We start from the raw sequence: 26,043 nt of genomic DNA, 5'->3' as shown, positions 1-26,043 counted from the left end.
AGGGAGCCTGCGTTACTTGCCGGTAATCATCGGCAGATTCAGCCCCTGCTCCTTGGCGCAATCGATCGCGATCTGGTAACCGGCGTCGGCATGACGCATCACGCCGGTGCCCGGGTCGTTGTGCAGCACGCGGGCGATCCGCGCGGCGGCTTCATCGGTGCCGTCGCAGACAATCACCATGCCCGAATGCTGGGAGAAGCCCATGCCCACGCCGCCACCGTGGTGCAGGGATACCCAGGTCGCGCCGCTGGCGGTGTTGAGCAACGCATTGAGCAGCGGCCAGTCGGAGACAGCGTCGGAGCCGTCCTGCATGGATTCGGTTTCGCGGTTGGGGCTGGACACGGAACCGGAGTCCAGGTGGTCGCGGCCAATCACGATCGGCGCGGACAGCTCACCGCTGCGCACCATTTCGTTGAACGCCAGGCCCAACTTGGCGCGCTGACCCAGGCCGACCCAGCAGATACGCGCTGGCAGGCCCTGGAAGCTGATGCGCTCGCGCGCCATGTCCAGCCAGTTGTGCAGGTGGGCGTCGTCAGGGATCAGTTCCTTGACCTTGGCGTCGGTCTTGTAGATGTCTTGCGGGTCACCCGACAGCGCCGCCCAACGGAACGGGCCGATGCCGCGGCAGAACAGCGGACGGATATAGGCCGGGACGAAACCGGGGAAGTCGAAGGCATTCTCGACACCTTCTTCCTGGGCCATCTGGCGGATGTTGTTGCCGTAGTCGAAGGTCGGCACGCCCATTTTCTGGAAGGCCAGCATGGCTTTGACGTGGACGGCCATCGATTGCTTGGCGGCTTTCACCACGGCGGCAGGTTCGGTCTTGGCACGGGCGCGGTATTCGTCCCAGGTCCAGCCGGCCGGCAGGTAACCGTTGAGCGGGTCGTGGGCGCTGGTCTGGTCGGTGACCATGTCGGGGCGCACTCCGCGACGGACCAATTCCGGCAGGATTTCAGCCGCGTTCCCACACAGCGCAATGGAAATCGCCTTGCCTTCGGCGGTGTATTTCTCGATACGGGCCAGGGCGTCGTCGAGGTCGGTGGCCTGCTCGTCGACGTAGCGGGTCTTGAGACGGAAATCGATACTCACCTGCTGGCACTCGATGTTCAGCGAGCAGGCACCGGCCAAGGTCGCGGCCAACGGCTGCGCGCCGCCCATGCCGCCCAGGCCGGCGGTCAGGACCCAGCGGCCCTTGAGGTTGGCGTCGTAATGCTGACGACCGGCCTCGACGAAAGTTTCATAGGTGCCTTGCACGATGCCCTGGCTGCCGATGTAGATCCAGCTGCCGGCGGTCATCTGGCCGTACATGGCCAGACCCTTGGCGTCGAGTTCGTTGAAATGTTCCCAGGTGGCCCAGTGCGGCACGAGGTTGGAGTTGGCGATCAGTACGCGTGGGGCATTGCTGTGGGTCTTGAACACGCCCACTGGCTTGCCGGATTGCACCAGCAGGGTTTCGTCGTCATTCAGATGGGTGAGGCTTTCGACGATCTTGTCGTAGCACTCCCAGTTGCGTGCCGCGCGGCCGATGCCACCGTAGACCACCAGTTCCTTGGGGTTCTCGGCCACTTGCGGGTCGAGGTTGTTCATCAGCATGCGCAGCGGCGCTTCGGTCAGCCAGCTCTTGGCGGTCAGCGTGTTACCGCGAGGGGCGCGAATTTCAACGTCACGGTATTTTTCAGGTTTGCGGGTAGCGTCGGTCACAGCAAAAACTCCTCAGCGATCAATCCAGACCAGCCCGGCAGCGGGCAGCGATTTTGCGAACGTCGCGTTGAATGTCGTCACTCATACGCATACGTCTTTACTTGTATGTACAAGCATATGCAATCAAGCGGCCAACTTGCCGAAGAGGATGCTTCAGAATCGCTGGGAGATTAGCTGCGAGCCCCGTGGTTGATGGCTTTGCGAGCCGGATGATTTTTTTCGAGAGGTTTTTTGGAGAGAAATCGGAGGGACAAAAAAAGCGCGGCATTGCGCCACGCTGGGGCATTCGGTAACAAGTTGGTGCGCGTAGAAGGAAACAGTGAGGGGCCTTTGTGGCGAGGGCGCTTGCTCCCTCACCACAAAAGCCCTGTCGCAAGATGTGTTAGTGAGCTGTCAGCTCGATCACACAACATTGGCCGTGGGTGGCGACTTCCACCAACCCGGTGTTACCGCTCAGTTGCAAACAGTCGTAAAGACCCAGGCCCGCAGTGGTTTCGCCCACTTTGAGCGTCAGCCCCGGGGCCGCACTGAATATCAGCAGCGTCTGCGCCTCGCTGAAAAACCGTTGCTGGCCGCCCAGCCATTGCAGCCGTGCGCGGTAACGCTGTGGCGCGTAGATCAGGTTGAAGTCGCGAATCGGCCCGCCGAGCAAGGTGCAATGCACATGGCTCTCGCCACTGAACGCAAAGGGATCCAGCGGCCGCAGTGGCCGCGTGGCCTGGCCATCGACGCTCAGCGTCATGCCGTCACCCTGCAAGACACTGATAATCCGCTCGTAACCGGCGAACGTGGAAAAACCACCGGACTCGCCAATATCGGCAATCGAGAGGCGCCAGCCGAAACCTTCCAGGCCGGTGCCGGCATCGCGGGTGATTTCCTCGGTGCTGCCACCGCCGTTCTTCCACGGCATGCGCGGGTAATCCGCCGCGCGCAGGATCTTCAAGTCGCTCACTTATGAAACCGCCCTTCCAGACTGTGACGGGAACCGGGATGAATCAGCCGTGCCGCGGTCACCGGCTGACGCCCCGACCAGGTACGACGGCGGATCAACAGGCACGGCTCCCCCTTTTCGATCTGCAGCAACTTGCACTCATTCGGCTCGGCGAGAATCGCCTCGACCACGTGCTCGCCTTCAGTCAGCGGCGCGACCTGGTTCAGGTAGGCGTAGGGCGTTTGCAGGGTGAAGTCCTGCTTGAGGTATTCCGGCGCCACCAGCGCGTTGACGAAACGGTCCTCGATTTGCACGGGGATATCGTTTTCGAAATGCACGATCAACGAATGGAACACCTTCTGGCCTTCACGCATGTCCAGCGCCAGGGCCCGCTCGGAACCGGCGGCCTCTTCTTCCAGGGTGATGACCTTGCAGGTGTGGCGATGCCCACGGGAGGCGATCTCGTCGGCGATGTTGTGCACTTCGAACAAGGCAGACTGGCTCTTGGGTTCGGCCACGAACGTGCCGACGCCCTGCATGCGCACCAACAGGCCGTCGGCGGTCATCTCCCGCAAGGCCCGGTTGATGGTCATGCGGCTGAAACCCAACTGGCTGACCAGCTCGCTTTCCGACGGCACACGGTAGTGCGGCGGCCAGTTTCCACTGTCGATCTGCTGGGTGATCATCTGTTTCACGCGGGCATACAAGGGCGCCGGGCTGTCACCCATGGTTGCGGCCAGCGGCGGTTTGGCAGGCGGAGTCGGCACGGCGGTTCCCTGTTCTGCAAATAAGAAGGCTAGCTTGCCGGAGTTTACCGGCCAGGCAAACGTCTGTATATGTATATACAAATTACGCACGATGAGGTTGAACCATGTCCGCCTTCTTTGCCGAACGCGCGCTGCTGCCTAGTGGATGGGCCAACGATGTACGCCTTGAGGTCAACGCGGCAGGCGTGCTGACCCATATCCAGGCCGATTCCCACGCAGACGGCGCCGAACGCCTGGCGGGGCCGCTGCTGCCGGGCATGCCGAACCTGCACTCCCATGCGTTCCAGCGCGCCATGGCCGGCCTGGCGGAAGTGGCGGGCAACCCCAACGACAGTTTCTGGACATGGCGCGACCTGATGTACCGGCTCGTCGGAAAAATCAGCCCCGACCAGCTCGGCATCATCGCCCGGCAGCTGTATATCGAAATGCTCAAGGCCGGCTACACCTCGGTCGCCGAATTCCATTATGTGCACCACGATACCGACGGCACGCCTTACGCCGACCCGGCGGAACTGGCCTTGCGCATCAGCCAGGCCGCCAGCGATGCCGGGATCGGCCTGACGTTGTTGCCGGTGCTCTACAGCCATTCCGGTTTCGGCGGCCAGGCGCCCAATGACGGGCAGCGGCGCTTCATCAACAGTACCGAGAACTACCTCAAACTCCAGTCACGCTTGCAGCCGATCCTGGCCGGGCAACCCACCCAGGCCCTGGGTTTGTGCTTCCACTCCCTGCGTGCGGTGACACCTGAGCAGATCCGCGACGTGCTGGCGGCGAGCGATCGCCAGTGCCCGGTGCATATCCATATCGCCGAGCAGCAGAAGGAAGTCGACGACTGCCTGAGCTGGAGCGGCGCCCGGCCATTGCAATGGCTGTACGAAAACGTCGAGGTGGACCGGCGTTGGTGCCTGGTCCATGCCACCCACGCCAACGCCCACGAGGTCAGCCTCATGGCCAGGAGCCAGGCGATTGCCGGCCTGTGCCTGACCACCGAGGCCAACCTGGGCGACGGGATTTTTCCGGCCGTGGACTTCCTCGCCCAGGGCGGCCGGCTGGGCATCGGTTCCGACAGCCATGTGTCATTGAGCGTGGTGGAAGAACTGCGTTGGCTGGAATATGGCCAGCGCCTGCGGGATCAACGGCGCAACCGCTTGTATCGGACGGATCAGCCGATGGTCGGGCGGACTTTGTTCGATGCCGCGCTGGAAGGCGGCGCCGAGGCGCTGGGGCAACCGATCGGCGCCCTCGAAGTCGGCAAGCGTGCCGACTGGCTGGTGCTCGATGGCCAGGACCCGTATCTCGCCACCGCGCAGGGCGACGGGATCCTCAATCGGTGGCTGTTTGCCGGCGGGGATCGCCAGGTTCGCGATGTAATGGTGGGCGGGAAATGGGTGGTGCGCGACGGTCGTCACGCCGCCCAAGAGGACAGCGCCCAGGCGTTTACCCAGGTGTTGCGCGAGCTGCTGGGCTGACACGAATAAACATGTGGGAGCGGGCTTGCTCGCGAAGGCGGTGTATCAGTCGACATAACCGTTGACTGATACACCGCCTTCGCGAGCAAGCCCGCTCCCACATTGGCTATTCGGAGGTAGTTAATCCGACGTCTTGGCCATCTGCCGATCCGACGCTCGCCAGATCAACCGTGTCGTGTCATAGCCCTGCTGGCGCGCCTTGCTCAGCAGCTCTTCGCGCACGACGCTGTTGACGGTGGGCGTGCGGGACAGCAACCACATGTAGCGGCGGCTCGGGTCGCCGACGATGGCGGTCTTGTAGTCGTCGCTGACGTACAACACCCAATACTGCCCTTTCGCCACGCCCGGCACGATCCGCGAGAACCAGTTGTCGAATTGGACCCAGAGCTTGTCGGTCTTGCCCGGCACCTGCGGCGTGGCGGTGCCGCGGGCTTCTTCCCACTGCCAGTCCGAGGTCAGGCAGCGATTGAGCACGCCCACGTTGCCGTCAGGCTTGAGGGTGTAATGGGCTTCGGATTGCGCACAGTTGCGCTGGAAATACATCGGCAGGCGGGCCAACTCGTACCAGGTCCCTTGGTAACGCTTGAGGTTGACGCTGTGGACAGTCTTGGGCGCCAACGGGTCTTCGCCAGAAGTGGCACAGCCAGCCAAAACCAGGCCGGCTAAAAGTACTAACAATAACCGCATTATTTTTCTCCCGCAGGCACCTAGCGGCCGACACAGGCCACTAGCCCCGGTTTACTTCAGGCCTTGGCCGGAAAACATCAACACTTTGTCACCGGCGTACTGCACGCTGATAAAGCTTTTCTGGTCGCCCCAGGTGCAACTGGACATGCCAAGCGCGCCCGAGCAATCGGTCGGTTTCCCCAGCAACGCTTCGACTTCGGCCTTGGGCATGCCGGCTGACAGCTTCGAATAGTTTTCCTGGTTGACCTTGCTGCATGCCGTCAATACGACGCACACGAACAACAGGGCGATAGAGCGCAGTGACATGGTGTAACTCCTGGAACGGAAGGGGGTGGCTAGGGTGCCAACCAGAACCTTAGAAGAGAAAACCCTCTTCTGGTTCCCCGACAACCCCAGTATTTATTGGCCTCGGATGCGCCGTTTCGTCGGTAAATCAATCAGTTTGTGACGGTGTTGGCCATTTCGTCGGGATCGCGGCACCGAGCGCTGATCCTTGGCGCCCGCCGGCCGATAAAAAGAGCAGCGCAAAGCCCTGCGTTATGGCAAATTGCCTCCCTTCCTGACCAGCTCCTCTGCGGTAGCGCTCTTAATGACCAGAAACATGAAATTCAGCCACAAAATCCTGCTGGCTGCCGCCCTCGTGGTAGCCGTTGCATTCGCCTGTTTCATCCTGTTCAACGACTACCGTCAGCGCCAGAGCCTGAACAGCAGCACCGAAACCACCATGCAGGAACTCGGCAGCCTGACCAGTCGCAACATCCAGACCTGGGTCGAAGGACGCATCCAGTTGCTGCAATCGCTGGCCCAGCAGATCGCCATCGACGGCAACAGCGCCGCCAGCCTCAAGCGCGCCGTCGACCTGCCGGCCTACACGGGCAACTTCCAGCTCAGCTATTTCGGCGGCACCGACGGCGTGATGTTCTCGGTCCCGGCCGGCAACCGTCCCGCCGACTACGACCCTCGCGCCCGTGGCTGGTACAAGGCCGCCAACAGCGCCCAGCAGACCATCGTCACCGAACCCTACATCGCCGCCTCATCGGGCAAACTGGTGATCACCGTGGCCACTCCGGTGCAGCGCCAGAACCAGATGATCGGCGTGGCCGGTGCGGACATCGACCTGTCCAGCGTCAGCGCCATCATCAACTCGCTGAACTTCGGCGGCCACGGCCATGCGTTCATCGTCAGCGCCGAAGGCAAGATCCTGATCCACCCGGACAGCAAGCGTGTACTCAAGACCCTGGCCGAGGCCTACCCTAACGGTGCGCCGCAAGTCAGCCCCGGCATGAAGGAGGTCGAACTCGACGGCAAGACCCAGTTCATCTCCTTCACCCGCGTCAATGGCGTGCCGGGCGCAGACTGGTACGTGGCGCTGGTACTGGACAAGGACACCGCCCTGGCGATGCTCAGTGAGTTCCGCACCTCGGCGCTGATCGCCATGGCCATCGCCGTGGTGTTCATCATCGCCCTGCTGGGCATGCTGATCCGCGTGTTGATGCAACCGCTGCTGACCATGGGCCGCGCCATGCATGACATCGCCGAAGGCGAAGGCGACCTGACCCGGCGCCTGACCATCCACGGCCACGACGAATTCGGTGCACTGGGCGTGTCGTTCAACCGTTTCGTCGAGCGCATCCACACCTCGATCCGCGAAGTGGCGTCGGCCACCGGCCAGGTCAACGAAGTTGCCCTGCGCGTGGTCAGTGCGTCCAATTCCTCGATGTTCAACTCCGACCAGCAGGCTTCGCGCACCAGCAGCGTCGCCGCGGCCATCAACCAGCTCGGCGCCGCCGCCCAGGAAATCGCCCAGAACGCCGCGCTCGCTTCGCAGCATTCCAGCGACGCGCGCAACCTGGCTGAAGAAGGCCAGCATGTGGTGGACAAGACCATCACCGCCATGCAGCAGTTGTCCGCCAAGATCAGCGATTCGTGCGGCAACATCGAGACCCTGAACAGCAACACAGTGAACATCGGCCAGATCCTCGAGGTGATCACCAGCATTTCCCAGCAAACCAACCTGCTGGCCCTGAACGCCGCCATCGAGGCCGCCCGGGCCGGAGAAGCCGGTCGAGGCTTTGCAGTGGTGGCCGACGAAGTGCGCAACCTGGCTCACCGCACCCAGGACTCGGCGCAGCAAGTCCAGAAGATGATCGAAGAACTGCAAGTCGGCGCGCGCGAGGCGGTGCTGACCATGACCGACAGCCAGCGCCAGAGCGAAAGCAGCGTCGGCATCGCCAACCAGGCCGGCGAACGTCTGGGCAGCGTGACCCAGCGTATCGGTGAAATCGACGGCATGAACCAGTCCGTCGCCACCGCCACCGAAGAACAGACCGCGGTGGTGGAGTCGATCAACGTCGACATTTCCGAGATCAATACGCTGAACCAGGAAGGCGTGGAAAACCTGCAAGCCACGTTGCGGGCCTGTTCGGACCTGGAGCAGCAGGCAGCGCGGTTGAAGCAGTTGGTGGGGAGTTTCCGGATCTAGCGCTCTTGCGGGCCCTTTCGCGAGCAAGCCCGCTCCCACAGTTGACCGTGTTCCGTCAGAGGAAACGCAATCAGTTGTAGGAGCGGGCTTGCTCGCGAAGGCGGCATCCGCCTCACCGCAAAATCAGAATTTTGACCCCGGCTTTTTCAGAAACGCCACTTCCTCAGCCGTAGATTCCCTTCCCAACACCCCATTGCGATGGGGAAACCGTCCAAACCGGGCAATGATCCTCTGGTGCCGCTCGGCATAATCCAGGTTGTCTTCAAACACCGCCCGCTGCGTTTCAGGCTGTTCTCGAACCAGGTCGATAAACCGTGACACGGCTTCGTTCTGCACCGCGAGGTTTTCGCAGTGTTCGAGTACGAGGTAGATGAATACGCGCTGGATCGACTTGAGTTGTCGGTCGAACCCCGCCGCCAGGCCTTGGGCTACCAGTGCTTGGGCACGCAGGTCGCCGGAAAAGCTTTTAGGGGTGTCGCGATAGATCATCCGCGGGAGTTGATCCAGTAGCAGTACCAGGGCCAGCCAACCTTCCGGGCGTTGCGCCCAGTCGACCAATCCGCCGGCCAGTGCCTGCTCGACCTGATCGCCGAAGCGCTCTTGCGCCTGGCGATCATGGCCTTTGCCAAACCACAGCTTGCCCTTGTCAGCCGCTATATCGTCCGGCGTCTGGGCTGAACCAAACCACCAATCGAGTAACGGCTGCCAAGGCTCGGCCATGATTTACTCCTTGTGGTACGCCGTGGCGCGGGCGACTTCTTCCTTCGAACCGAGGAACACCGCCACGCGCTGGTGCAGGCCTTCAGGCTTGATGTCGAGGATCCGCTGGTGGCCGTCGGTGGAAGCGCCGCCGGCCTGCTCCACCAGGAACGACATCGGGTTGGCTTCGTACATCAGGCGCAGTTTGCCTGGCTTGGACGGCTCGCGGCTGTCGCGCGGGTACATGAACAGGCCACCGCGGGTCAGGATACGGTGGACGTCGGCGACCATCGCGGCGACCCAGCGCATGTTGTAGTTCTTTTTCAGCGGACCTTCCTCGCCAGCCAGCAATTCGCTGACGTAGCGTTGCACCGGGGCTTCCCAGTGGCGCTGGTTGGACATGTTGATGGCGAATTCCTGGGTGGATTCAGGAATGGTGATGTCTTCGTGGGTCAGTACGAAGCTGCCCATTTCGCGATCCAGGGTGAAACCCTTGACGCCGTCGCCCAGGGTCAGCACCAGCATGGTCTGCGGCCCGTAGATGGCATAGCCGGCAGCGACCTGCTGGGTGCCGGGTTGCAGGAACGCCTTTTCATTCAGGGCTTCGTTCTGGCTCAGGTATTCGTTCGGGCAACGCAGTACCGAGAAGATGGTGCCGACCGGCGCGTTGATGTCGATGTTGGACGAACCGTCCAGCGGGTCGAACACCAGCAGGTAGGCACCCTTGGGGTATTTGCCCGGGATCTGGTAGGCGTTGTCCATTTCCTCGGACGCCATGCCGGCCAGGTGACCGCCCCATTCGTTGGCTTCGAGCAGGATCTCGTTGGAGAGCACGTCGAGCTTCTTCTGCACTTCACCCTGCACGTTTTCGGTGCCCATGCTGCCCAGGACACCACCCAGGGCGCCTTTGGAGACGGCGTGGCTGATCTCCTTGCACGCACGCGCCACCACTTCGATCAAAAAGCGCAGATCGGCAGGGGTATTGTTGCTGCGGGTCTGCTCAATCAAATAGCGACTCAAGGTAACGCGGGACATGGACGGCTCCGAAGAATAGGGGGCGGAAAAACCAGCGCAGTTTAGCGCGAGTCGGGACTTAATTCCTCCTATGAGACGGGATAAGGAGGATTGAGTTCACAGGGTGACGATGGCTTGCAGATCGCCTGCCTGCCGGGGCGAGCACCTTCGCGAGCAAGCCCGCTCCCACAGGCGACCCAATTGTCCTGTCGAACAGGGCCAAATGTGGGGCGGGCTCGCTCGGGAATCAGGCGACTCGGTGCTCAGTCATGCCCATCCTCAGGACTTGACCGGCGGCTTGCGCAGCAAGCTGAACGCCATCGCCCCGAGGAACAACACACTGAGCAGCAACACCGCCCACAAGCCGATTTTCTTCCAGGAGGGGTCGACTGGCGCAGGCGCGGCGGCCGGTGCGGCCACCGTGGTGGAGGTGGTCACTGCGCTCACGGTCGCCGAACCCAGGGCGGCCAAGCGCGCGGGGCGATAATCCGGCACCAGGGTGGTCAGCGGCAGGCTCGCGGCCTTCACCGTCGCACTGCCCAGAGCCAGGCTGTAGGGCCCCTCGCCACGCGCCAGGAACACCACCTGGGTCGGGCGCACGGCAAAACGCAGGGCCGGCGCTTCGGTGCCGAGGCCTCCGCCCCGCTCGTCCACCGTCAGCTTCAATTGCTGCACGGTCTGGCCAGACAACTGCAACTGGTTCTGCTGCACATCCTGGCCGTTCTGGGTCAGGCGATACAGCAGGCCACTGCCCATCGGTTGCCACGGCTGGCTGCTTTCACGCCGCCCCGCCAGGGTCACCGGCGCCAGGCTGTTGGCCTGGCTCAGCTCGACCTGCACCTCCTCGATCTCCAACCCCATGGGCAGTTGCCAGGTGTATTCACCGGCCTTGAGGGTGGTGCCGGCCAAAGGCTGCGACCAGACCAATGGCAACGGCAGGCTCTCGTGGCGGGTGCTCTGCAACTGGGCCGACGTCAGCACCGGTGCGGAGGACGGTGAATCCCACAACAGGCGCAGGTAACGCGCCGGTTGCCCCGGCAGGTTGACCTCATGCTGTTCGACCCGCTCATCGGCAAAGGTCAGGCGCGCCACCTGGCCATCACCCCAGGACTGCCAGTGCTGCAAGTCGTCGCTGGCCTCGATGGTGAAGCGCTGGAAACCGTCGCGCTCGCTGGTCCAGTCGAGGATCAACTGCTGCAACGGTGCCTTGATCGCACTGGCGTCCAACAGCCAGCCACGCAGTTCTTCCTCACCGGCTTCAAGGCGGCTGGATGGCTGGACTTCTACCAGCGTGCCATTGGCATTCGATTGCACCCGCACGCTGGGTGCGCGCTCGTTGTCATCGGCGGCGTTGTACAGGGGGAACCACTTTACGTCGGTGAGGGTGCGGTTTTCCCGGCTTTGGGCCGACTCGCGCACCAAGGCATAGGCCTGGGGCTGCCCGGCGGCGTTGAACACCCGCAGGTCGCTCAAGTCGGTCTGCCGCGCCTGCAGTTGCACGTCCAGGGGCAATGGCAGGCGGTACCACGGCCCCTCGCCGCTCAAGGCCAAGGGCACCTGGTGGGCAAAATCCGCCGGCTGCTCCTGGGCAGTGGCCGACAAAGCCACCCACAACCCCACCACACCCAGCCCGATCCGATTCAACGTGCGACTCAAGATGACACTCCCTCACTGACAGGTATTGGCGGTTCGGTCGATTCGACCGCTTCCGAGCGTTTGGGTGGCAGCGGCGCGAAGTAGCCGACCACCAACAGCAACACGCCCACACCGATGAACGACACGATCCGCGCCAGACCGCCGCGGTTACTCAACTCGACAAAGAACAACTTGGCGACCACCAGCGCGATCAATGCCGCGCCGACCAGCCAGACCTCGCGGCGATGCCGCAGGTGACCGCCGATCATCAGGCCCAGGGCAATCAGAGTCCAGACGATGGACAGCCCGGCCTGCACGAACATGGAGTCGAGCAGGGCGTCCAGTTCGAACGGCACGCCGATCCAGTGGTGAGCGCTGCGCATCACCACGGCGGTGAAGAACGCGAACAGTGACAGCCCGGCGAGCAACTGGGCGACATGCTCGGCATGGGCCCAACGAAGCGTCAATTGCGCCACCGCGCTGCGCGCCCACACGTAGACACCGAACAAGGCAAACAGCAGGCCCAGTTCCAGCGGATTGAGCAGCGGCACATAAGGCAAGGGCTGCGCCGTGCCGTCGCTGAAGGTGTTCGCCAGCCAGAACCAACCGAGCATCAACAGCGCCAGGGGCGCCGCCGCATAGAGACGATATTCACGCGGCTGGGCCGCCACCGGCCATGGCCAGGCCCGCGGCGAGGCCATCAGCACCAGATACAGGCTCGGCAGGATCGCCCAGCCCAGCCAACGCCAGGCGTTGTACGCTTCGGAGAGCAACAGCAGACCGTAGCGCAACTCCAGCGCCAGCACGCCGATCAGCAGCCAGGCGCCGAGCACATGGGCGGTGCTGCGAACCTGGGCTGGCAGCGTCGGCGCCAGGCGCTTGAGAGACAGGAAATGCACGGCGAACACCGCCAGCCAGGCCAGCCAGCCAAACTCCGCGGCTGGGTGATAGCGGGTGTGCCAGCTCGCCAACAGCACACAGCCCGCCGCCGGAATCAGCAAGGTGCAGAGCACGCCCAGCGCCGGCCACTTCAAGCGCAGCGACAACAAGGCCCACACCGCGACACTGGCAGCCGCGACCACCAGCAGCAGGTTGCCCGACAGGTGCGCCGGGGCGAACCGCAGCACTTCGCTGACCCAAGCCAACGCCCACCAACCGGCGCCCCAGACCAGCAGCAGCTCGGACAAACGCCGCAGGCTCAAGGCCTCGAACACCGTCGCCGCTTGCCCTCGCTGCAAGCGCCAGGCGCCGACCAGCGCCGCCAACCCTAATACCAGCGGCGTCCAGAACCCGCCATGGGCCAGGGGACGCAGGCCCTCGGCGTCGAGCGGCCCGAGCAATGCCGGCCCCGCCGTGAGAAACGCCGCGCCACCGAGCAATTGCAACAACAGGCCGAAGACAAAGCTGGCGCGCTGCTTCAGGTACAGGCTCAGCCAGATGATCAACAGGCCACTGGCGGCCCACACACCGCTCGCCGTTTGCCACGGCAGGACGAACAGCACGGCGAGGTTGATCAACACCAACCCTGCCAACAACACCACCGACAACCCACGCAGCAGGCGTACATCGTTGCGCACCATGTCGTCACGCGCCGCCAGCAACATGCCGCCAATCAAGGCCAGGCCGATCAGTGAGGCGCTGAGCAAACCACTCCAGCCGGCACTGAACACCGCCGTTGAATCACCCTCGGCGCCTTGCAGGCGCATCAGGAACAGCGCACCGCCCAGCAGTTGCACGGCAAACGCGGTGAACAGGAAGCTGCGCGAGTGCAGGCGCAAGCCCACGAACAACGTTGCCAGCCCCGCCAGGGCCCAGGCGATGGCCGTGCCGTGGGCAAAGAAAAACAGCGGCGCTAACAGATAAAGGAAAGCCAGCCCCAAAACGGCCAGCACCGGCAAGCCTTGACGCTCCCAGGGCGAGGCCTGCTGTGGTTCGGCCTGGCGCAATTGGTAGAAGGTAAACAGCAAGGCAGCGCCCAACATCAGGGCGCCCAACGGCGCGCCGTCGAGCAGGCTGCTTGCGCCGCCGCGCAGTTCGCTGACGAACGCCAGCGCCGCGCCCAGTTGCAACAACAGGGCGAAGGCACGGGCGACGGGTCGTTGCTGACGCAGGCCCAACCAGAAGATCCCCGCGCCCTCCACCGCCCAGGCCGCCGATGTCCAACGGGCATCGAGGCCCAGGGGAATGGCCAGGCTGGCAAAAATCACCCCCAGGGCCAGGCACGTCTCGGCCAGCAACAACGCACGGCCGCCCATCAGGACACGCGCCAGGCCCATGTAGATCATGCCCAGGGCCAGGGCACTGAAAGCGGCGGCGAATTCCAGGTGCTGGACCAGCACGAATTGCAGGCCGAAGCCCACCAGCGGCGGCCCGAACAGCATTGTCCCATCGACGTAATCGCCCTTGTGCGCCGACCAGCGCAGCAAGGCTTCACGGCTGCCGTCCGCGGGGGCGTCGCTCATCTCACGGAGTTTGCGCCGGGTGAACAGCAAACCGATCGCCAGGTACATGAGGAAGAAGACAACCAGGAACGGCTCGGTGCTCAAGAGCAGTTCCGGTGTATAGGAGCGCAGCCCCCAGGCGATGCCGATGCCGAACGTGCCGACAAAACCGATCAGGTTGAGCAGGCGCCAGGCCTTGAACCAGGCGATCGCCAGGATGCCGGCATTGAGCAGGATGAAATAACTGAACAGTGCGACGTGATTGCCACTGCCGGTAGATGTCAGGATCGGTGCGGCAAACCCGCCCAGCGCGGCGGCGGCCGCCAGGCCCAAGGCGTTCTGGGTCACCGCCAGGATCGCCGAGAACACCGTGACCGCCACCAACAGGCCCAGGGCCGCCTTGGCGTCGAGCAGCGGGTGCAGGCGCATGGCGGCGAACACCGTGAGGTAGAGCACCGCGATCCCGGTGCCTTGCAGCATCAACGCATAGCCATTGTTGCGTTGGCGCAACCACCAGCCCAGGCCCAGCAGGCCCAGGGCACTGGCGGCAACGCCGGCATACCGCAGCTCGATGGGCACCACCATGCCTTCGGTGGCATAGCGCAGCAGGAACGCCAGGCCGAGGAACAACAGCACCACGCCAACCCGCAGCACCGTGTTGCCGCCGAACAGCCAGTTGCGCGCGCCCGCCAAGGCCCGCTCGATGAGGTTCGGCCCACGGGGCGCCGCCGGTTGCGCGATGACCGGCTCCACGGGCTCGGACGCCACTGGGCGGTCTTGCCGCCGACTGACGGGCGCAGGCGTCCAGACATCGTCGGGCAACGGCTGGCTGGCCTCGGCAGCCATCGCGGGAGCGGAAATGGGTTCGAGATCAGCAGGCAGTTCCCAGACCAGCTCCGGTTCGGCCTTAACCTCGGGCTCCGGCACCCGGGCCACGATGATTTCCCGCGCCGGCGCCGCGGCCGGTTCGCTCGGCACCGGGGCGCGATTGTGCTCGAACAGGGCCAGGCGCTGCTCCAGCGTGTCGAGGACCTGCTGGGTCTTGCGCAGCAGGTTCTGCTGTTCGGCCGCCTGGGCTGCCAGGCGGCTCAGGCGAAACCCCTGGGCAATGCCGAGCCCCACCAGCGCGCCTATCAGCGCGTCGGCGAACGACTCATCCACCACCCAGCCGAGTGCCAGGCCTAACAGCGTCAAGATCCATTGCATGGTCGATATCCCTAAGCGGCCCGTTGCGGGCATAACCGGGGCGATGCGGTGCCTGGCTCAATCCAGTGAAAACCACACCATCTCATGTGGGAGCGGGCTTGCTCGCGAAGGCGGTGTGTCAGGCAATGACGATATTGCCTGGCATACCGCCTTCGCGAGCAAGCCCGCTCCCACACTGGATGGGTGACACTGCAATAGATGAGCCCAGTCACACAGCCCGGCGAAACTGGCGCCTAGTATATCGACGAAGCCCAGTCGCCGTTGGGCTTCGCTCACATTTCTTACAGCAAACGCTACTCCAAGGCTTTCCAGATGTCGGTGGCGTACTCACGGATGGTCCGGTCCGAGGAGAACCAGCCCATGCGCGCGGTGTTGAGCACCGCCGAGCGCCACCACTGCTTGGAGTCGTGCCAGCGCTCTTCGACCTTGGCCTGGGCATCCCAATAGGCATCGAAATCGGCGCAGACCAGGAAGCGGTCGTAGTCAATCAGCGAATCCACCAGCCCGGTGTAGCGCATCGGATCGTCCGGCGAGAACACCCCGCCACGAATCGCCTGCAGCACGTCGTTGAGGCGATGGGACGCGGCGATGTCCGGCGCGGCGCTGAACTCGCCATTGCGCTTGCGCGCTTCCACCTGCTCGGCCGTCAGGCCGAAGATGAACATGTGCTCACCCCCCACCCGCTCATGCATCTCCACATTGGCACCGTCCATGGTGCCGATGGTCAACGCCCCGTTGAGGCCGAACTTCATGTTACTGGTGCCCGACGCCTCGAAACCGGCGGTGGAGATCTGCTCCGACAAATCCGCCGCCGGAATGATGCTTTCGGCCAGGCTGACGTTGTAGTTGGGCAAGAACACCACCTTGAGCAGGCCGCGCACGGTCGGGTCGTTGTTCACCACCCGGGCGATGTCGTTGGTGAGCTTGATGATCAGTTTGGCCTGGTGGTAACTGGCAGCGGCCTTGCCGGCGAAGATCTTCACCCGAGGTACCCAATCCACTTCCGGCTCGGCGCGGATGGCCTGGTAAAGCGCCACGGTGTGCAGCAGGTTGAGCAACTGGCGCTTGTACTCGTGGATGCGCTTGACCTGCACGTCGAACATCGCCGCCGGGTTCACAGCGATACCCAGTCGCTCGTGGATCAGGTAAGCCAGAGCCTTCTTGCTGTGCAGGCGCTGCTCGGCGAACTGCTTGCGGAACGCCGGCTTATCGGCAAACGGCTCCAGTTCGATCAAGCGCTCCTCGGGGTTGTCGAGCACGCTCGGGCCGAGTGCATCGACCATCATCGAGGTCAATTCGGCGTTGGCCTGGAACAGCCAACGGCGGAAGGTGATGCCGTTGGTCTTGTTATTGATCCGTTCGGGGTAAAGCTTGTGCAGCTCGGAGAACACCGTGCTGCGCATCAGTTGGGTGTGCAAGCCGGACACCCCGTTGACGCTGTGGGAACCGAGGAACGCCAGGTTGCCCATGCGCACCCGCCGACCATTGTCCTCTTCGATCAGCGACACCGAGCGCAGCACATCGAAGTCATGCACGCCCTTGGCCCGCAGCGAATCGATGTGTTGGGCATTGATCAGGTAGATGATCTGCATGTGCCGGGGCAGCATGCGCTCCATCAACCCGACCGGCCAGGTTTCCAGGGCTTCGGGCAGCAGTGTGTGGTTGGTGTAGGAAAGCGTGTCCTGGGTGACTTGCCAGGCCGCGTCCCACGCCACGTCGTAGACGTCCACCAATTGGCGCATCAACTCCGCCACGGCGATCGACGGGTGGGTGTCGTTGAGCTGGATCGCCGCGTGGTCGCCCAGGGTCAGCACCGAGGTGTGCATGTTGCGATGACGACGCAGCAAATCCTGCAACGATGCCGCGACAAAGAAGTATTCCTGGCGCAGGCGCAGTTCCTGGCCGGCCTCGGTGCTGTCGGCGGGGTACAGCACGCGGGAGATACTTTCGGCCCGAGCCACTTCCGCCACCGCGCCCAGGTGGTCGCCGGCGTTGAAGCGCTCCAGGTGCAGGTCTTCCATGGCGCGGGCTCGCCACAGGCGCAGGGTGTTGACGCTGGCGCCACGCCAGCCGACCACCGGCGTGTCATAGGCAATGGCCCGCACGGTTTCGGCCGGGGACCAGACTTGCCGGGTCTTGCCGGTGTCGTCGGTCACGGTCTCGACGCTGCCGCCAAAACCGATCGGATAGACCACCTCAGGTCGCTCGAACTCCCACGGGTTGCCGAAATCCAGCCAATGTTCCGTCTGTTCCTGCTGCCAGCCATCCACCATCGCCTGGCGGAACAGGCCGTGCTCATAACGAATACCGTAGCCATGGCCGGCGATGCCCAGGGTCGACATGCTTTCCATGAAGCACGCCGCCAAGCGCCCCAGGCCACCGTTGCCCAGCGCCGCATCGGGCTCCAGCAGGCGGATGCGCTCCAGATCCACGCCCAGCTCGGTCAGGGCCTCACGCGCGGTGTCCAGCAGACCAAGGTTGCTCAGGCTGTCGTAGAGCAAGCGGCCGATGAGGAATTCCAGGGAGAGGTAATAGACCCGCTTCTGGCCCTTGCGATAGATCTGCCGCGTATGGTCCATCCAGTGGTCGACCATGTGGTCGCGGGCGGCAAGGGCAATGGCTTCGAACCAGTCATGATCAAACGCGTGATCCGGGTCCTTGCCGACGGCGTAAGTGAGTTTGGTCAATACGGCATCGCGAAATGCAGCCACTTCGGCTTCGCGAACAAGTGGTTCTTGAGTCATTGATGAAGACCTCGAACGAGCAGGGAATTGTCTGAGCCTAGTCGGTCTGACAGACGGCACAGGCGCAGGTTCGGTGGTTTTTCCTCCCGTGCCGGAGAATCGCCGCCAGAGAATTGCCGGATGGGCGAATGAATGCAGGGGCCGTGCCGGTCTGGGAGCGCCTCGTCTCGAATGAAAAAAACCGGCAGATGGTCGTTCAAAATTTCACCAGTCCCGGTATGATCGCGCGCCCTGATACACGCCGGTACACCCTCATGATGAAGCCCAACCTGATCGCCGCCGCGGAGATCGACCGACTCGATACCTGGGCCAAGTATTCCGCGCCAATGTGCGGTTCCTGCGTATCGAGCTGCTGCACGCTGCCGGTGGAGGTCAAGATCAAGGACCTGATCCGGATTGGCATCGTCGACGAGTTCGAGCTCGGCGATCCGCCGAAGAACATCGCCAAACGCCTGCAAAAGGAAGGGATCGTCGAGCGCTACAACCAGAAATCGGAAATCTTCACGCTCCAGCGCATGAGCAACAACGATTGCCTTTATCTGGACCGCAAGAGCCGCCTGTGCACCATTTATGACAAGCGCCCGGACACTTGCCGCAACCATCCGCGGATCGGGCCACGGCCAGGTTACTGCGCGTACAAGCCCAAGGAAGTGGAGCGCGAGCGTAATCCGCGGACGCTGGATCGGTTTTGATCCGCTGACGTTTCAGCGGTGCCTGGGCTGACGCTATCGCGAGCAAGCTCGCTCCCACCTGGACAGCGCTGAACCCTGTGGGAGCGAGCTTGCTCGCGATGAGGCCCGAAAGGCGCTAAAAAATCACAGGCATAAAAAAACGCCCCCGATCTCGCGACCGGGGGCGTTTTTCATTCAGCCGAGGCTAAAAGATCAGTTCTTGGCTTTCTTGGCAGCGCGGGTACGCTCGCCTTCGTCCAGGATCTTCTTGCGCAGGCGAATCGACTTCGGCGTCACTTCGCACAGCTCGTCGTCCTGGATGAATTCCAGGGCCTGTTCCAGGGTGAAGCGAACAGGTGGAACCAGGGCGATGGTTTCGTCTTTACCCGAAGCACGCATGTTGTCGAGCTTCTTGCCCTTGGTAGGGTTGACGCCCAGGTCGTTGTCACGGCTGTTCAGGCCAACGATCTGGCCGTTGTAGATTTCCTGGCCGTGTTCGACGAACAGCTTGCCACGCGCCTGGAGGGTTTCCAGGGAGTAGGTCAGCGCCTTGCCGGTTTCTACCGAGACCAGTACACCGTTCTGACGGCCGGACATGTGGCCGGACTTCATGGTGTCGTAGCGGTCGAAGATCGAGGTCAGGATGCCAGCACCGTTGGTCAGGGTCAGGAACTGGTTACGGAAACCGATCAGGCCACGAGCAGGGATGTTGTATTCCAGGCGTACACGGCCCTTGCCATCCGGGGACATGTTGGTCAGGTCGCCCTTACGCAGGCCCATTTCTTCCATGACCTTGCCCTGGGATTCTTCAGGGATGTCGATGGTGACGTTCTCGAACGGCTCCTGCTTGGTGCCGTTGACTTCGCGGATGATCACTTCAGGACGGCCCACGGCCATTTCGAAGCCTTCGCGACGCATGGTTTCGATCAGTACCGACAGGTGCAGCTCACCACGACCGGAAACCTTGAACTTGTCGGCCGAGTCGCCTTCTTCAACGCGCAGTGCCACGTTGTAGAGCAGCTCCTTGTCCAGACGCTCCTTGATGTTACGGCTGGTCACGAACTTGCCTTCCTTACCGCAGAATGGCGAGTCGTTGACCTGGAAGGTCATGGAAACGGTTGGCTCGTCGACGGTCAGCGGCTTCATCGCTTCGACAGCGGTCGGGTCGCACAGGGTGTCGGAGATGAACAGCTCTTCGAAGCCGCTGATGCAGACGATGTCGCCGGCGGCTGCTTCTTCGACGTCCACACGGTGCAGGCCGTGGTGGCCCATCAGCTTCAGGATACGGCCGTTGCGCTTCTTGCCTTCGGTGTCGATGGCGACGACCGGGGTGTTCGGCTTGATACGACCGCGGGCGATACGGCCAACACCGATCACACCCAGGAAGCTGTTGTAGTCCAGGGCAGAGATCTGCATCTGGAACGGACCGTCACGGTCAACGGCAGGGGCCGGTACGTTGTCGACGATCGACTGGTACAGCGGGGTCATGTCTTCAGCCATGGCGGTGTGGTCCAGACCGGCAATGCCGTTCAGGGCCGAGGCGTAGACGACCTGGAAGTCCAGTTGTTCGTCGGTGGCACCGAGGTTGTCGAACAGGTCGAAGATCTGGTCCAGGACCCAGTCAGGACGCGCGCCCGGACGGTCGACCTTGTTGATCACGACGATTGGCTTCAGACCGGCTTCGAACGCCTTCTTGGTCACGAAGCGGGTTTGCGGCATCGGGCCGTCCTGGGCATCGACCAGCAGCAGTACGGAGTCGACCATCGACATCACGCGCTCTACTTCACCGCCGAAGTCGGCGTGGCCCGGGGTGTCCACGATGTTGATGTGGTAGCCATTCCAGTTGATGGCGGTGTTTTTCGCCAGGATGGTAATACCGCGCTCTTTTTCCTGGTCGTTGGAGTCCATCACGCGCTCGTCGTTGAGCTCGTTGCGCTCCAGGGTGCCGGATTGACGCAAGAGTTTGTCTACCAGGGTGGTCTTACCATGGTCAACGTGGGCAATGATGGCGATGTTGCGTAGATTTTCGATCACTTGTGTATCTCGATCAGAGGATTCGGTGTGCTGACAGGACGTGACAGCGATTTACGTTGAGTCCGACAAAGCCGTTACAGCTTGCCGGCGGCGTCGGGGGGCCGGTGACGCAGGCCACAGGCAAACAGCCCCGGGCACTTAGCTCGGTCGATAAACGCGCACATTGGCATGCCCCTCACTGAGCAAATGGTGGGCATGCAGGCGACTCATCACGCCTTTGTCGCAATACAGCAGGTACTGGCGAGTAGGGTCCAGTTCCTTGAAACGCGCGTTCACTGCATAGAACGGCATCGTTTGTACCTCGATGCCGGCGATCTCCAGCGGGTCGTCTTCAGCGTCATCCGGGTGACGGATGTCGATGATGATCTGACCGGCCAGCGCTTCGCCGACTTCTTCAACCTGAATGTCCTGGCCCAGCTCATCGATCACGCGATCGATCGGCACCAGCCTGGCATTTTCGAGCGCACGCTCGAGAATCGCCATGTCGAATTCTTTCTCTTCATGCTCCACCCGCCCGCGCTTGGCCGCCGTCTTCGGGTTGACCGAGATGACCCCGCAGTACTCCGGCATGTGCCGGGCGAAATCGGCGGTGCCGATCTCGATGGCCGTGTCGATGATGTCCTGCTTGTGGCTGGCGATCAGCGGGCGCAGCACGAGTTTTTCGGTGACGCAGTCGATCACCGACAGGTTCGGCAGCGTCTGGCTGGAGACCTGGGAGATCGCCTCGCCCGTGACCAGCGCATCGATGTGCAGGCGGTCGGCGATGCTCGACGCGGCACGCAACATCATACGCTTCAAAATGACGCCCATATGACTGTTGTCGACTTTACCGAGAATCTCGCCCAGCACTTCTTCGAATGGCACGCTCACAAATAGCACACGCTGGGAGCTGCCGTACTTCTTCCAGATGAAGTGCGCCACTTCCATCACGCCCAGCTCATGGGCACGTCCGCCCAGGTTGAAGAAGCAGAAATGCCCCATCAAGCCGCGACGCATGATCTGGTAGGCGGCGACCGTGGAGTCGAAACCGCCGGACATCAGCACCAGGGTCTGCTCCAGCGAACCCAGCGGGTAACCGCCAATGCTGTCGTGCTGGCTGTGGATGACGAACAGCCGCTGGTCGCGAATCTCGATGCGCACTTCGACCTGCGGGTCCTTCAATGAAATACCGGCGGCGCCGCACTGCTGGCGCAACTGGCTGCCCACGTACTTCTCCACGTCCATCGAACTGAACGGGTGCTTGCCGGCACGCTTGCAACGCACCGAGAAAATCTTGCCGGCCAGCGCATCACCGTAATGGAGCTTGCACTTGGCGAGGATGTCGTCGAAATCCCCCAGCGGGTATTCGTCCACCTGCAGGAAATGCGCGATGCCCGGCATGCAGCTCAGACGCTCGGTCATCTCCTTCAGGATCTTGGGTTCGCTGACACGGGTTTCCAGCTCGAGGTTGTCCCACACGCCATTCACCACCACAGCCGGATCCAGGTCACGGAGCACGGCACGGATGTTCTTGGCCAACTGGCGGATGAAACGCATCCGGACCGGGCGGCTCTTGATGGTGATTTCGGGGAAGACTTTTACGATTAGTTTCATGAAAACAGCGCGCGAACGGCCAGCCGAAAAAGGGGGGCGCGGATTATAGCGGAAATTGCTCAAGGTTTAACCAGTTAATGTGAAGATGGTTTTGCATGCACCAAAACAGGTCAAGCCCTCCTTAAAACGCCACTTTGCGGTGCATCATTGTCGGACAATCTGCGGTTTCTGGCTGGAAAAGCGTGGATTTGGTGCAAAAAACCCATTGCTGGGGCACTGGCATGCAAATTGCTCCCTTGTGAGGCAGGTTGCCTTGGCAGAGTATTCGCGCCGGCATCACCCATATCTTAGGGCACACCATTACCCGCCCGAAGCCACCCGGAGGACATATGTCGAAGTCGGTTCAACTCATCAAAGATCATGACGTCAAGTGGATTGATCTGCGCTTCACTGACACCAAAGGCACTCAACATCACGTGACCATGCCGGCCCGTGATGCCCTGGACGACGATTTCTTCGAAATCGGCAAGATGTTCGACGGTTCCTCCATCTCCGGCTGGAAAGGCATCGAAGCCTCCGACATGATCCTGATGCCGGACGACGAAACCGCCGTCCTGGATCCATTCACCGAAGAGCCGACCCTGATCCTGGTTTGCGACATCATCGAACCTTCGACCATGCAAGGCTATGACCGCGACCCTCGCGCCATCGCCCACCGCGCCGAGGAATACCTGAAGTCCACCGGTATCGGCGACACCGCTTTCTTCGGTCCGGAGCCTGAGTTCTTCATTTTCGACTCGGTCAAATTCAAGTCCGACATCTCCGGTTCCATGTTCAAGATCTTCTCCGAACAAGGTTCGTGGATGTCCGACCAGGACGTGGAAGGCGGCAACAAAGGCCACCGTCCAGGCGTGAAAGGCGGCTACTTCCCAGTACCACCGTTCGACTTCGACCACGAAATCCGTACCTCCATGTGCAACGCACTGGAAGAAATGGGCCAGACCGTCGAAGTTCACCACCACGAAGTGGCGACTGCCGGCCAGAACGAAATCGGCGTGAAATTCAACACGCTGGTCAAGAAGGCTGACGAAGTCCAGACCCTCAAGTATGTCGTCCACAACGTAGCCGACGCCTACGGCCGCACCGCGACCTTCATGCCCAAGCCTCTGTACGGCGACAACGGTTCGGGCATGCACGTCCACGTGTCGATCTCCAAAGACGGCAAGAACACCTTCGCTGGCGAAGGCTATGCCGGCCTGTCGGACACCGCGCTGTACTTCATCGGCGGTATCATCAAGCACGGTAAGGCTCTGAACGGCTTCACCAACCCGTCGACCAACTCCTACAAGCGTCTGGTCCCAGGCTTCGAAGCACCGGTCATGCTGGCCTACTCGGCTCGCAACCGTTCCGCCTCGATCCGTATCCCATACGTGAACAGCCCTAAAGCCCGCCGCATCGAAGCCCGCTTCCCGGATCCGGCTGCCAACCCATACCTGGCCTTCGCTGCACTGATGATGGCCGGCCTGGACGGTATCCAGAACAAGATCCACCCTGGCGATGCCGCCGACAAGAACCTGTATGACCTGCCGCCTGAAGAGGCCAAGGAAATCCCACAGGTGTGTGGCAGCCTGAAAGAAGCCCTGGAAGAGCTGGACAAGGGCCGTGCGTTCCTGACCAAGGGCGGCGTATTCAGCGACGACTTCATCGACGCTTACATCGCACTGAAAAGCGAAGAAGAAATCAAGGTTCGCACCTTTGTACACCCACTGGAATACGAGCTGTACTACAGCTGCTGATCCGGTAGCGTCGCCCCACGCGGCGTGAAATAAAAAGAGGCCTCCTTCCGGGAGGCCTTTTTTATGGGCGCAGATTACGGGCATGATGGCTGACCTCCCTCCTCCAAGACGAGACTGCCCATGACGCTGCGCTTCACGCTTGGCCTTGCCCTTTGCGCCGTGGTGCTGGCCAGCACCGCCCAAGCCGCTCCCGCCCCGGATGCTCTTACACCGCTGCTCAATGCCATAGGCGAACGCATCGCCATCGCCGATCAGGTAGCGCTGAGCAAATGGGACACGCATAAACCCGTGGAAGACCGCCAGCGCGAGCGCGAGGTCATTGCCGCCGCCGTCGCCCAGGCACCGGCCTACAAGCTCACGGCCGACACCGTGGAAGCGTTCTTCAGTGCCCAGATAGAAGCCAACAAAATGGTGCAATACATCGACCTGTCCGACTGGGCCCTGGCAGGCAAGGCACCGGACCTGCCGCGCCCCGACCTGGTGGGAGAGATCCGCCCGCAACTCGATCGACTGCAAAAGCGCCTGCTGCAACAACTGGCTGACTTCGCCCCCTACCGCACCGACCCGCAGTGCCCGCAATGGCTGGCCCGCGCCACCCACAATGACAAACAGCACCCAGTGCACCGACTCGCCCTGATCCGGGCGACCGGGGAGCTGTGTACAGCCCCAAAAGCCTGAAACACACCTCTACAGAGCCCAGCGCCGCACATGGATCGGATGGACAACGCCGATACTCTGTGGGAGCGGGCTTGCTCGCGAAAGCAGTGTGTCAGTTGACATCCACGTTGCCTGACACTGCACCTTCGCGAGCAAGCCCGCTCCCGCAAGGGTTCTACAACAACTTGGGCCATCCGCCCTCCCTGACCTATGCTGCTAACCGACATATTCAATTCTCGGTTGGTTTTATGGGGCGCGTTTTTTCAGGAATGCTGTTGTGGCTGCTGACACTGCCGGCGGTCGGGCAGATCTATAAATATACCGACGCCGAGGGCAACACCGCCTACAGCAACCAGCCGCCCCAAGGCGTACCGGCCCAGACGGTGGAACTGCCGCCGCTCAACAGCATCGAGCGCCAGCCCGCCGCCAGCCCGGACACACCGCCAGCCCCAGCGCAGAGGAATGAGCCACGCAATGCCTACGAGATGCTTGAACTGACGGACATCCCCAGCGAGGAGGCCCTGCGCGCCAACAACGGCACCTTTACCGTGGGCGTGCGGACGCAGCCAAGGCTGCAAAGCCCGCATCTGTTTCGACTGCTGGTGGACGGCCAACCCTATGGCCAGCCCACCAACGTGCCACGCCTGCAAGTGGTGAACATCGACCGGGGCGAGCACAGCCTGGCGGTGCAAGTCATCGACGGGGACAACCTCGTGCAGCAGAGCGACACCGTCACCTTCACCGTGCAGCGGGTTCACCAGCCATGATTCGCGGCTGGCTCACGTTGGGCCTGGCGCTGGTCGCGTTGCCGGGGATGGCGCAGGTCTATACCTACGTCGACGCCCAAGGCAATCGTGTCTTCACTGACCAGCCCCGCCCCGGCAATGCCCGGAAAGTCGAGCTCTCGCCCGGCAACCGAATGCCCACGCCCCCCAAGGGCACGCCCGCGATGCCCGCCAAAGAAGCCTCGCCCGAGCCGCTGTTTCATTACGAAATGCTCCGCCTGCTGATCCCCGAGCCGGACGCCACGATACGCAGCACTGAAGGGGCGCTAATCGTCAGCGTCACCAGCGAACCCGGCTTGAAGAAAGGCCATCGCTACCGCCTGCTGCTCGACGGCCAGCCCACCGGGGCCGCGGGTACGAGCCCGGTGTTCGCCCTGGACAATGTCGATCGCGGCACCCATCACCTGGCGGTAGAGATCCTCGACGAGCAAGACCGCATCCTCGAACGCACGGCCAACCAGCCTTTCCACATGCAGCGCATGTCCCTGGCGCAAAAGCGCCGCATCAAGCCGTGCGTCATGGCCGACTATGGTCAACGCCCGGAATGCCCGCTCGCCGAAAAACCCGAAGAAGAAAGCAACATCCTGCCGTTCTTCTAACCTCGTTCAGGTTGACGCACTATATTGGTGCATCAATCTGCCCGCTTCCCGGATTCCAGCCCATTTTGGTTCGAAAGTACCCGTAGAAGCTGGCAGAACGCCACGCAAGAGGGCGCAAAAAGGCCTCTTTAGGGCTCTAAACGCTTCTTTTCAGAGCCTTGGTTTGGTTTTTGCATTTTCCTCGTACCGGCG

19 protein-coding genes are annotated in these 26,043 nt (G+C 62.3%); 7 read left to right on the top strand and 12 right to left on the bottom strand.

The features are described from left to right. Positions 1-12: 12 nt before the first annotated feature. From hutU to hutC, 3 genes are all read right to left on the bottom strand, one after another. Complete coding sequence (gene hutU, locus V3H56_RS01785) at positions 13-1,701, bottom strand: urocanate hydratase (protein ID WP_047736153.1); 1,689 nt, start codon at positions 1,699-1,701, stop codon at positions 13-15. A 382-nt stretch (positions 1,702-2,083) separates the two neighbouring features. Beyond that, the gene (locus V3H56_RS01780; protein WP_338474147.1) at positions 2,084-2,653 is read right to left on the bottom strand and encodes a HutD family protein; all 570 of its coding nucleotides are present in this window, start codon (positions 2,651-2,653) and stop codon (positions 2,084-2,086) included. After that, on the bottom strand, positions 2,650-3,360 hold the full coding sequence (gene hutC / locus V3H56_RS01775; protein ID WP_172679745.1) for a histidine utilization repressor: 711 nt from the start codon (positions 3,358-3,360) through the stop codon (positions 2,650-2,652). The genes V3H56_RS01780 and hutC overlap by 4 nt, the downstream gene beginning before the upstream one ends. Positions 3,361-3,503: 143 nt before the next feature. On the opposite strand from hutC, the gene V3H56_RS01770 reads away from it, so the two are divergent. Continuing rightward, positions 3,504-4,868 (top strand): formimidoylglutamate deiminase, encoded by a 1,365-nt coding sequence (locus tag V3H56_RS01770; protein ID WP_338474146.1) that lies wholly within the window; start codon positions 3,504-3,506, stop codon positions 4,866-4,868. A 120-nt stretch (positions 4,869-4,988) separates the two neighbouring features. On the opposite strand, the gene V3H56_RS01765 is transcribed toward V3H56_RS01770, so the two are convergent. Then, positions 4,989-5,558: a lipocalin family protein gene (locus tag V3H56_RS01765; protein ID WP_047736157.1), complete on the bottom strand. Its 570-nt coding sequence runs from the start codon at positions 5,556-5,558 to the stop codon at positions 4,989-4,991. A gap of 48 nt (positions 5,559-5,606) precedes the next feature. Further along, positions 5,607-5,861: a lipoprotein gene (locus V3H56_RS01760; RefSeq protein ID WP_042730859.1), complete on the bottom strand. Its 255-nt coding sequence runs from the start codon at positions 5,859-5,861 to the stop codon at positions 5,607-5,609. A gap of 283 nt (positions 5,862-6,144) precedes the next feature. Here V3H56_RS01760 and V3H56_RS01755 point away from each other — a divergent pair, with 283 nt between their 5' ends. Further along, positions 6,145-8,037 (top strand): methyl-accepting chemotaxis protein, encoded by a 1,893-nt coding sequence (locus V3H56_RS01755; protein WP_212803291.1) that lies wholly within the window; start codon positions 6,145-6,147, stop codon positions 8,035-8,037. 123 nt (positions 8,038-8,160) lie between these two features. On the opposite strand, the gene V3H56_RS01750 is transcribed toward V3H56_RS01755, so the two are convergent. The 5 genes from V3H56_RS01750 to V3H56_RS01730 all read right to left on the bottom strand — a co-directional run bounded on the left by V3H56_RS01750 (position 8,161) and on the right by V3H56_RS01730 (position 17,776). Then, positions 8,161-8,757 (bottom strand): DUF924 family protein, encoded by a 597-nt coding sequence (locus tag V3H56_RS01750; protein ID WP_338474145.1) that lies wholly within the window; start codon positions 8,755-8,757, stop codon positions 8,161-8,163. A gap of 3 nt (positions 8,758-8,760) precedes the next feature. Then, complete coding sequence (locus tag V3H56_RS01745) at positions 8,761-9,771, bottom strand: class 1 fructose-bisphosphatase (RefSeq protein ID WP_042730856.1); 1,011 nt, start codon at positions 9,769-9,771, stop codon at positions 8,761-8,763. Between the two features lie 258 nt (positions 9,772-10,029). Further along, entirely contained in the window at positions 10,030-11,406 is a 1,377-nt protein-coding gene (locus V3H56_RS01740) for a DUF3999 domain-containing protein (RefSeq protein ID WP_338474144.1), read from the bottom strand. Continuing rightward, positions 11,403-15,032, bottom strand: coding sequence for a DUF2339 domain-containing protein (locus tag V3H56_RS01735; protein ID WP_338474143.1), 3,630 nt, complete (start codon positions 15,030-15,032; stop codon positions 11,403-11,405). Before V3H56_RS01735 ends, V3H56_RS01740 begins: the two co-directional genes overlap by 4 nt. 293 nt (positions 15,033-15,325) lie before the next feature. Beyond that, a complete protein-coding gene (locus tag V3H56_RS01730) occupies positions 15,326-17,776 on the bottom strand; it encodes a glycogen/starch/alpha-glucan phosphorylase (protein WP_047736161.1) in 2,451 nt (816 codons plus the stop codon). 254 nt (positions 17,777-18,030) lie between these two features. On the opposite strand from V3H56_RS01730, the gene V3H56_RS01725 reads away from it, so the two are divergent. Then, positions 18,031-18,468 carry a YkgJ family cysteine cluster protein gene (locus tag V3H56_RS01725; RefSeq protein WP_042731318.1) on the top strand — a complete coding sequence of 146 codons (438 nt, stop codon included), beginning with the start codon at positions 18,031-18,033 and terminating at the stop codon, positions 18,466-18,468. Between the two features lie 192 nt (positions 18,469-18,660). Here V3H56_RS01725 and typA read toward each other — a convergent pair whose 3' ends face one another. Next, positions 18,661-20,481, bottom strand: coding sequence for a translational GTPase TypA (typA, locus tag V3H56_RS01720; protein WP_042731310.1), 1,821 nt, complete (start codon positions 20,479-20,481; stop codon positions 18,661-18,663). Positions 20,482-20,619: 138 nt separating this feature from the next. Beyond that, on the bottom strand, positions 20,620-22,074 hold the full coding sequence (gene thiI, locus V3H56_RS01715; RefSeq protein WP_042731311.1) for a tRNA uracil 4-sulfurtransferase ThiI: 1,455 nt from the start codon (positions 22,072-22,074) through the stop codon (positions 20,620-20,622). Between the two features lie 329 nt (positions 22,075-22,403). Here thiI and glnA point away from each other — a divergent pair, with 329 nt between their 5' ends. The 4 genes from glnA (at position 22,404) to V3H56_RS01695 (ending at position 25,851) form a co-directional block, all read left to right on the top strand. After that, positions 22,404-23,810 carry a glutamate--ammonia ligase gene (glnA, locus tag V3H56_RS01710; RefSeq protein ID WP_024778072.1) on the top strand — a complete coding sequence of 469 codons (1,407 nt, stop codon included), beginning with the start codon at positions 22,404-22,406 and terminating at the stop codon, positions 23,808-23,810. A gap of 120 nt (positions 23,811-23,930) precedes the next feature. Beyond that, entirely contained in the window at positions 23,931-24,488 is a 558-nt protein-coding gene (locus tag V3H56_RS01705; protein WP_042731313.1) for a chorismate mutase, read from the top strand. Positions 24,489-24,715: 227 nt separating this feature from the next. After that, complete coding sequence (locus V3H56_RS01700; protein WP_042731314.1) at positions 24,716-25,234, top strand: DUF4124 domain-containing protein; 519 nt, start codon at positions 24,716-24,718, stop codon at positions 25,232-25,234. Beyond that, positions 25,231-25,851: a DUF4124 domain-containing protein gene (locus V3H56_RS01695; protein WP_338474142.1), complete on the top strand. Its 621-nt coding sequence runs from the start codon at positions 25,231-25,233 to the stop codon at positions 25,849-25,851. Before V3H56_RS01700 ends, V3H56_RS01695 begins: the two co-directional genes overlap by 4 nt. Positions 25,852-26,043 lie beyond the last annotated feature (192 nt).

The organism is Pseudomonas sp. MS646, from assembly GCF_036693845.1.
In the GTDB taxonomy this organism is placed as follows: Bacteria; Pseudomonadota; Gammaproteobacteria; order Pseudomonadales; family Pseudomonadaceae; genus Aquipseudomonas; species Aquipseudomonas chlororaphis_E.
This window is presented reverse-complemented; position numbering and strand designations above follow the sequence as displayed.

Bases quoted from the DNA above. Each gene is read 5' to 3' on its own strand.
- hutC (WP_172679745.1), bottom strand. From the start codon at position 3,360: ATGGGTGACAGCCCGGCGCCCTTGTATGCCCGCGTGAAACAGATGATC.
- V3H56_RS01770 (WP_338474146.1), top strand. From the start codon at position 3,504: ATGTCCGCCTTCTTTGCCGAACGCGCGCTGCTGCCTAGTGGATGGGCC.
- V3H56_RS01760 (WP_042730859.1), bottom strand. From the start codon at position 5,861: ATGTCACTGCGCTCTATCGCCCTGTTGTTCGTGTGCGTCGTATTGACG.
- V3H56_RS01755 (WP_212803291.1), top strand. From the start codon at position 6,145: ATGACCAGAAACATGAAATTCAGCCACAAAATCCTGCTGGCTGCCGCC.
- V3H56_RS01750 (WP_338474145.1), bottom strand. From the start codon at position 8,757: ATGGCCGAGCCTTGGCAGCCGTTACTCGATTGGTGGTTTGGTTCAGCC.
- V3H56_RS01745 (WP_042730856.1), bottom strand. From the start codon at position 9,771: ATGTCCCGCGTTACCTTGAGTCGCTATTTGATTGAGCAGACCCGCAGC.
- V3H56_RS01735 (WP_338474143.1), bottom strand. From the start codon at position 15,032: ATGCAATGGATCTTGACGCTGTTAGGCCTGGCACTCGGCTGGGTGGTG.
- V3H56_RS01730 (WP_047736161.1), bottom strand. From the start codon at position 17,776: ATGACTCAAGAACCACTTGTTCGCGAAGCCGAAGTGGCTGCATTTCGC.
- V3H56_RS01725 (WP_042731318.1), top strand. From the start codon at position 18,031: ATGATGAAGCCCAACCTGATCGCCGCCGCGGAGATCGACCGACTCGAT.
- thiI (WP_042731311.1), bottom strand. From the start codon at position 22,074: ATGAAACTAATCGTAAAAGTCTTCCCCGAAATCACCATCAAGAGCCGC.
- glnA (WP_024778072.1), top strand. From the start codon at position 22,404: ATGTCGAAGTCGGTTCAACTCATCAAAGATCATGACGTCAAGTGGATT.
- V3H56_RS01705 (WP_042731313.1), top strand. From the start codon at position 23,931: ATGACGCTGCGCTTCACGCTTGGCCTTGCCCTTTGCGCCGTGGTGCTG.
- V3H56_RS01700 (WP_042731314.1), top strand. From the start codon at position 24,716: ATGGGGCGCGTTTTTTCAGGAATGCTGTTGTGGCTGCTGACACTGCCG.
- V3H56_RS01695 (WP_338474142.1), top strand. From the start codon at position 25,231: ATGATTCGCGGCTGGCTCACGTTGGGCCTGGCGCTGGTCGCGTTGCCG.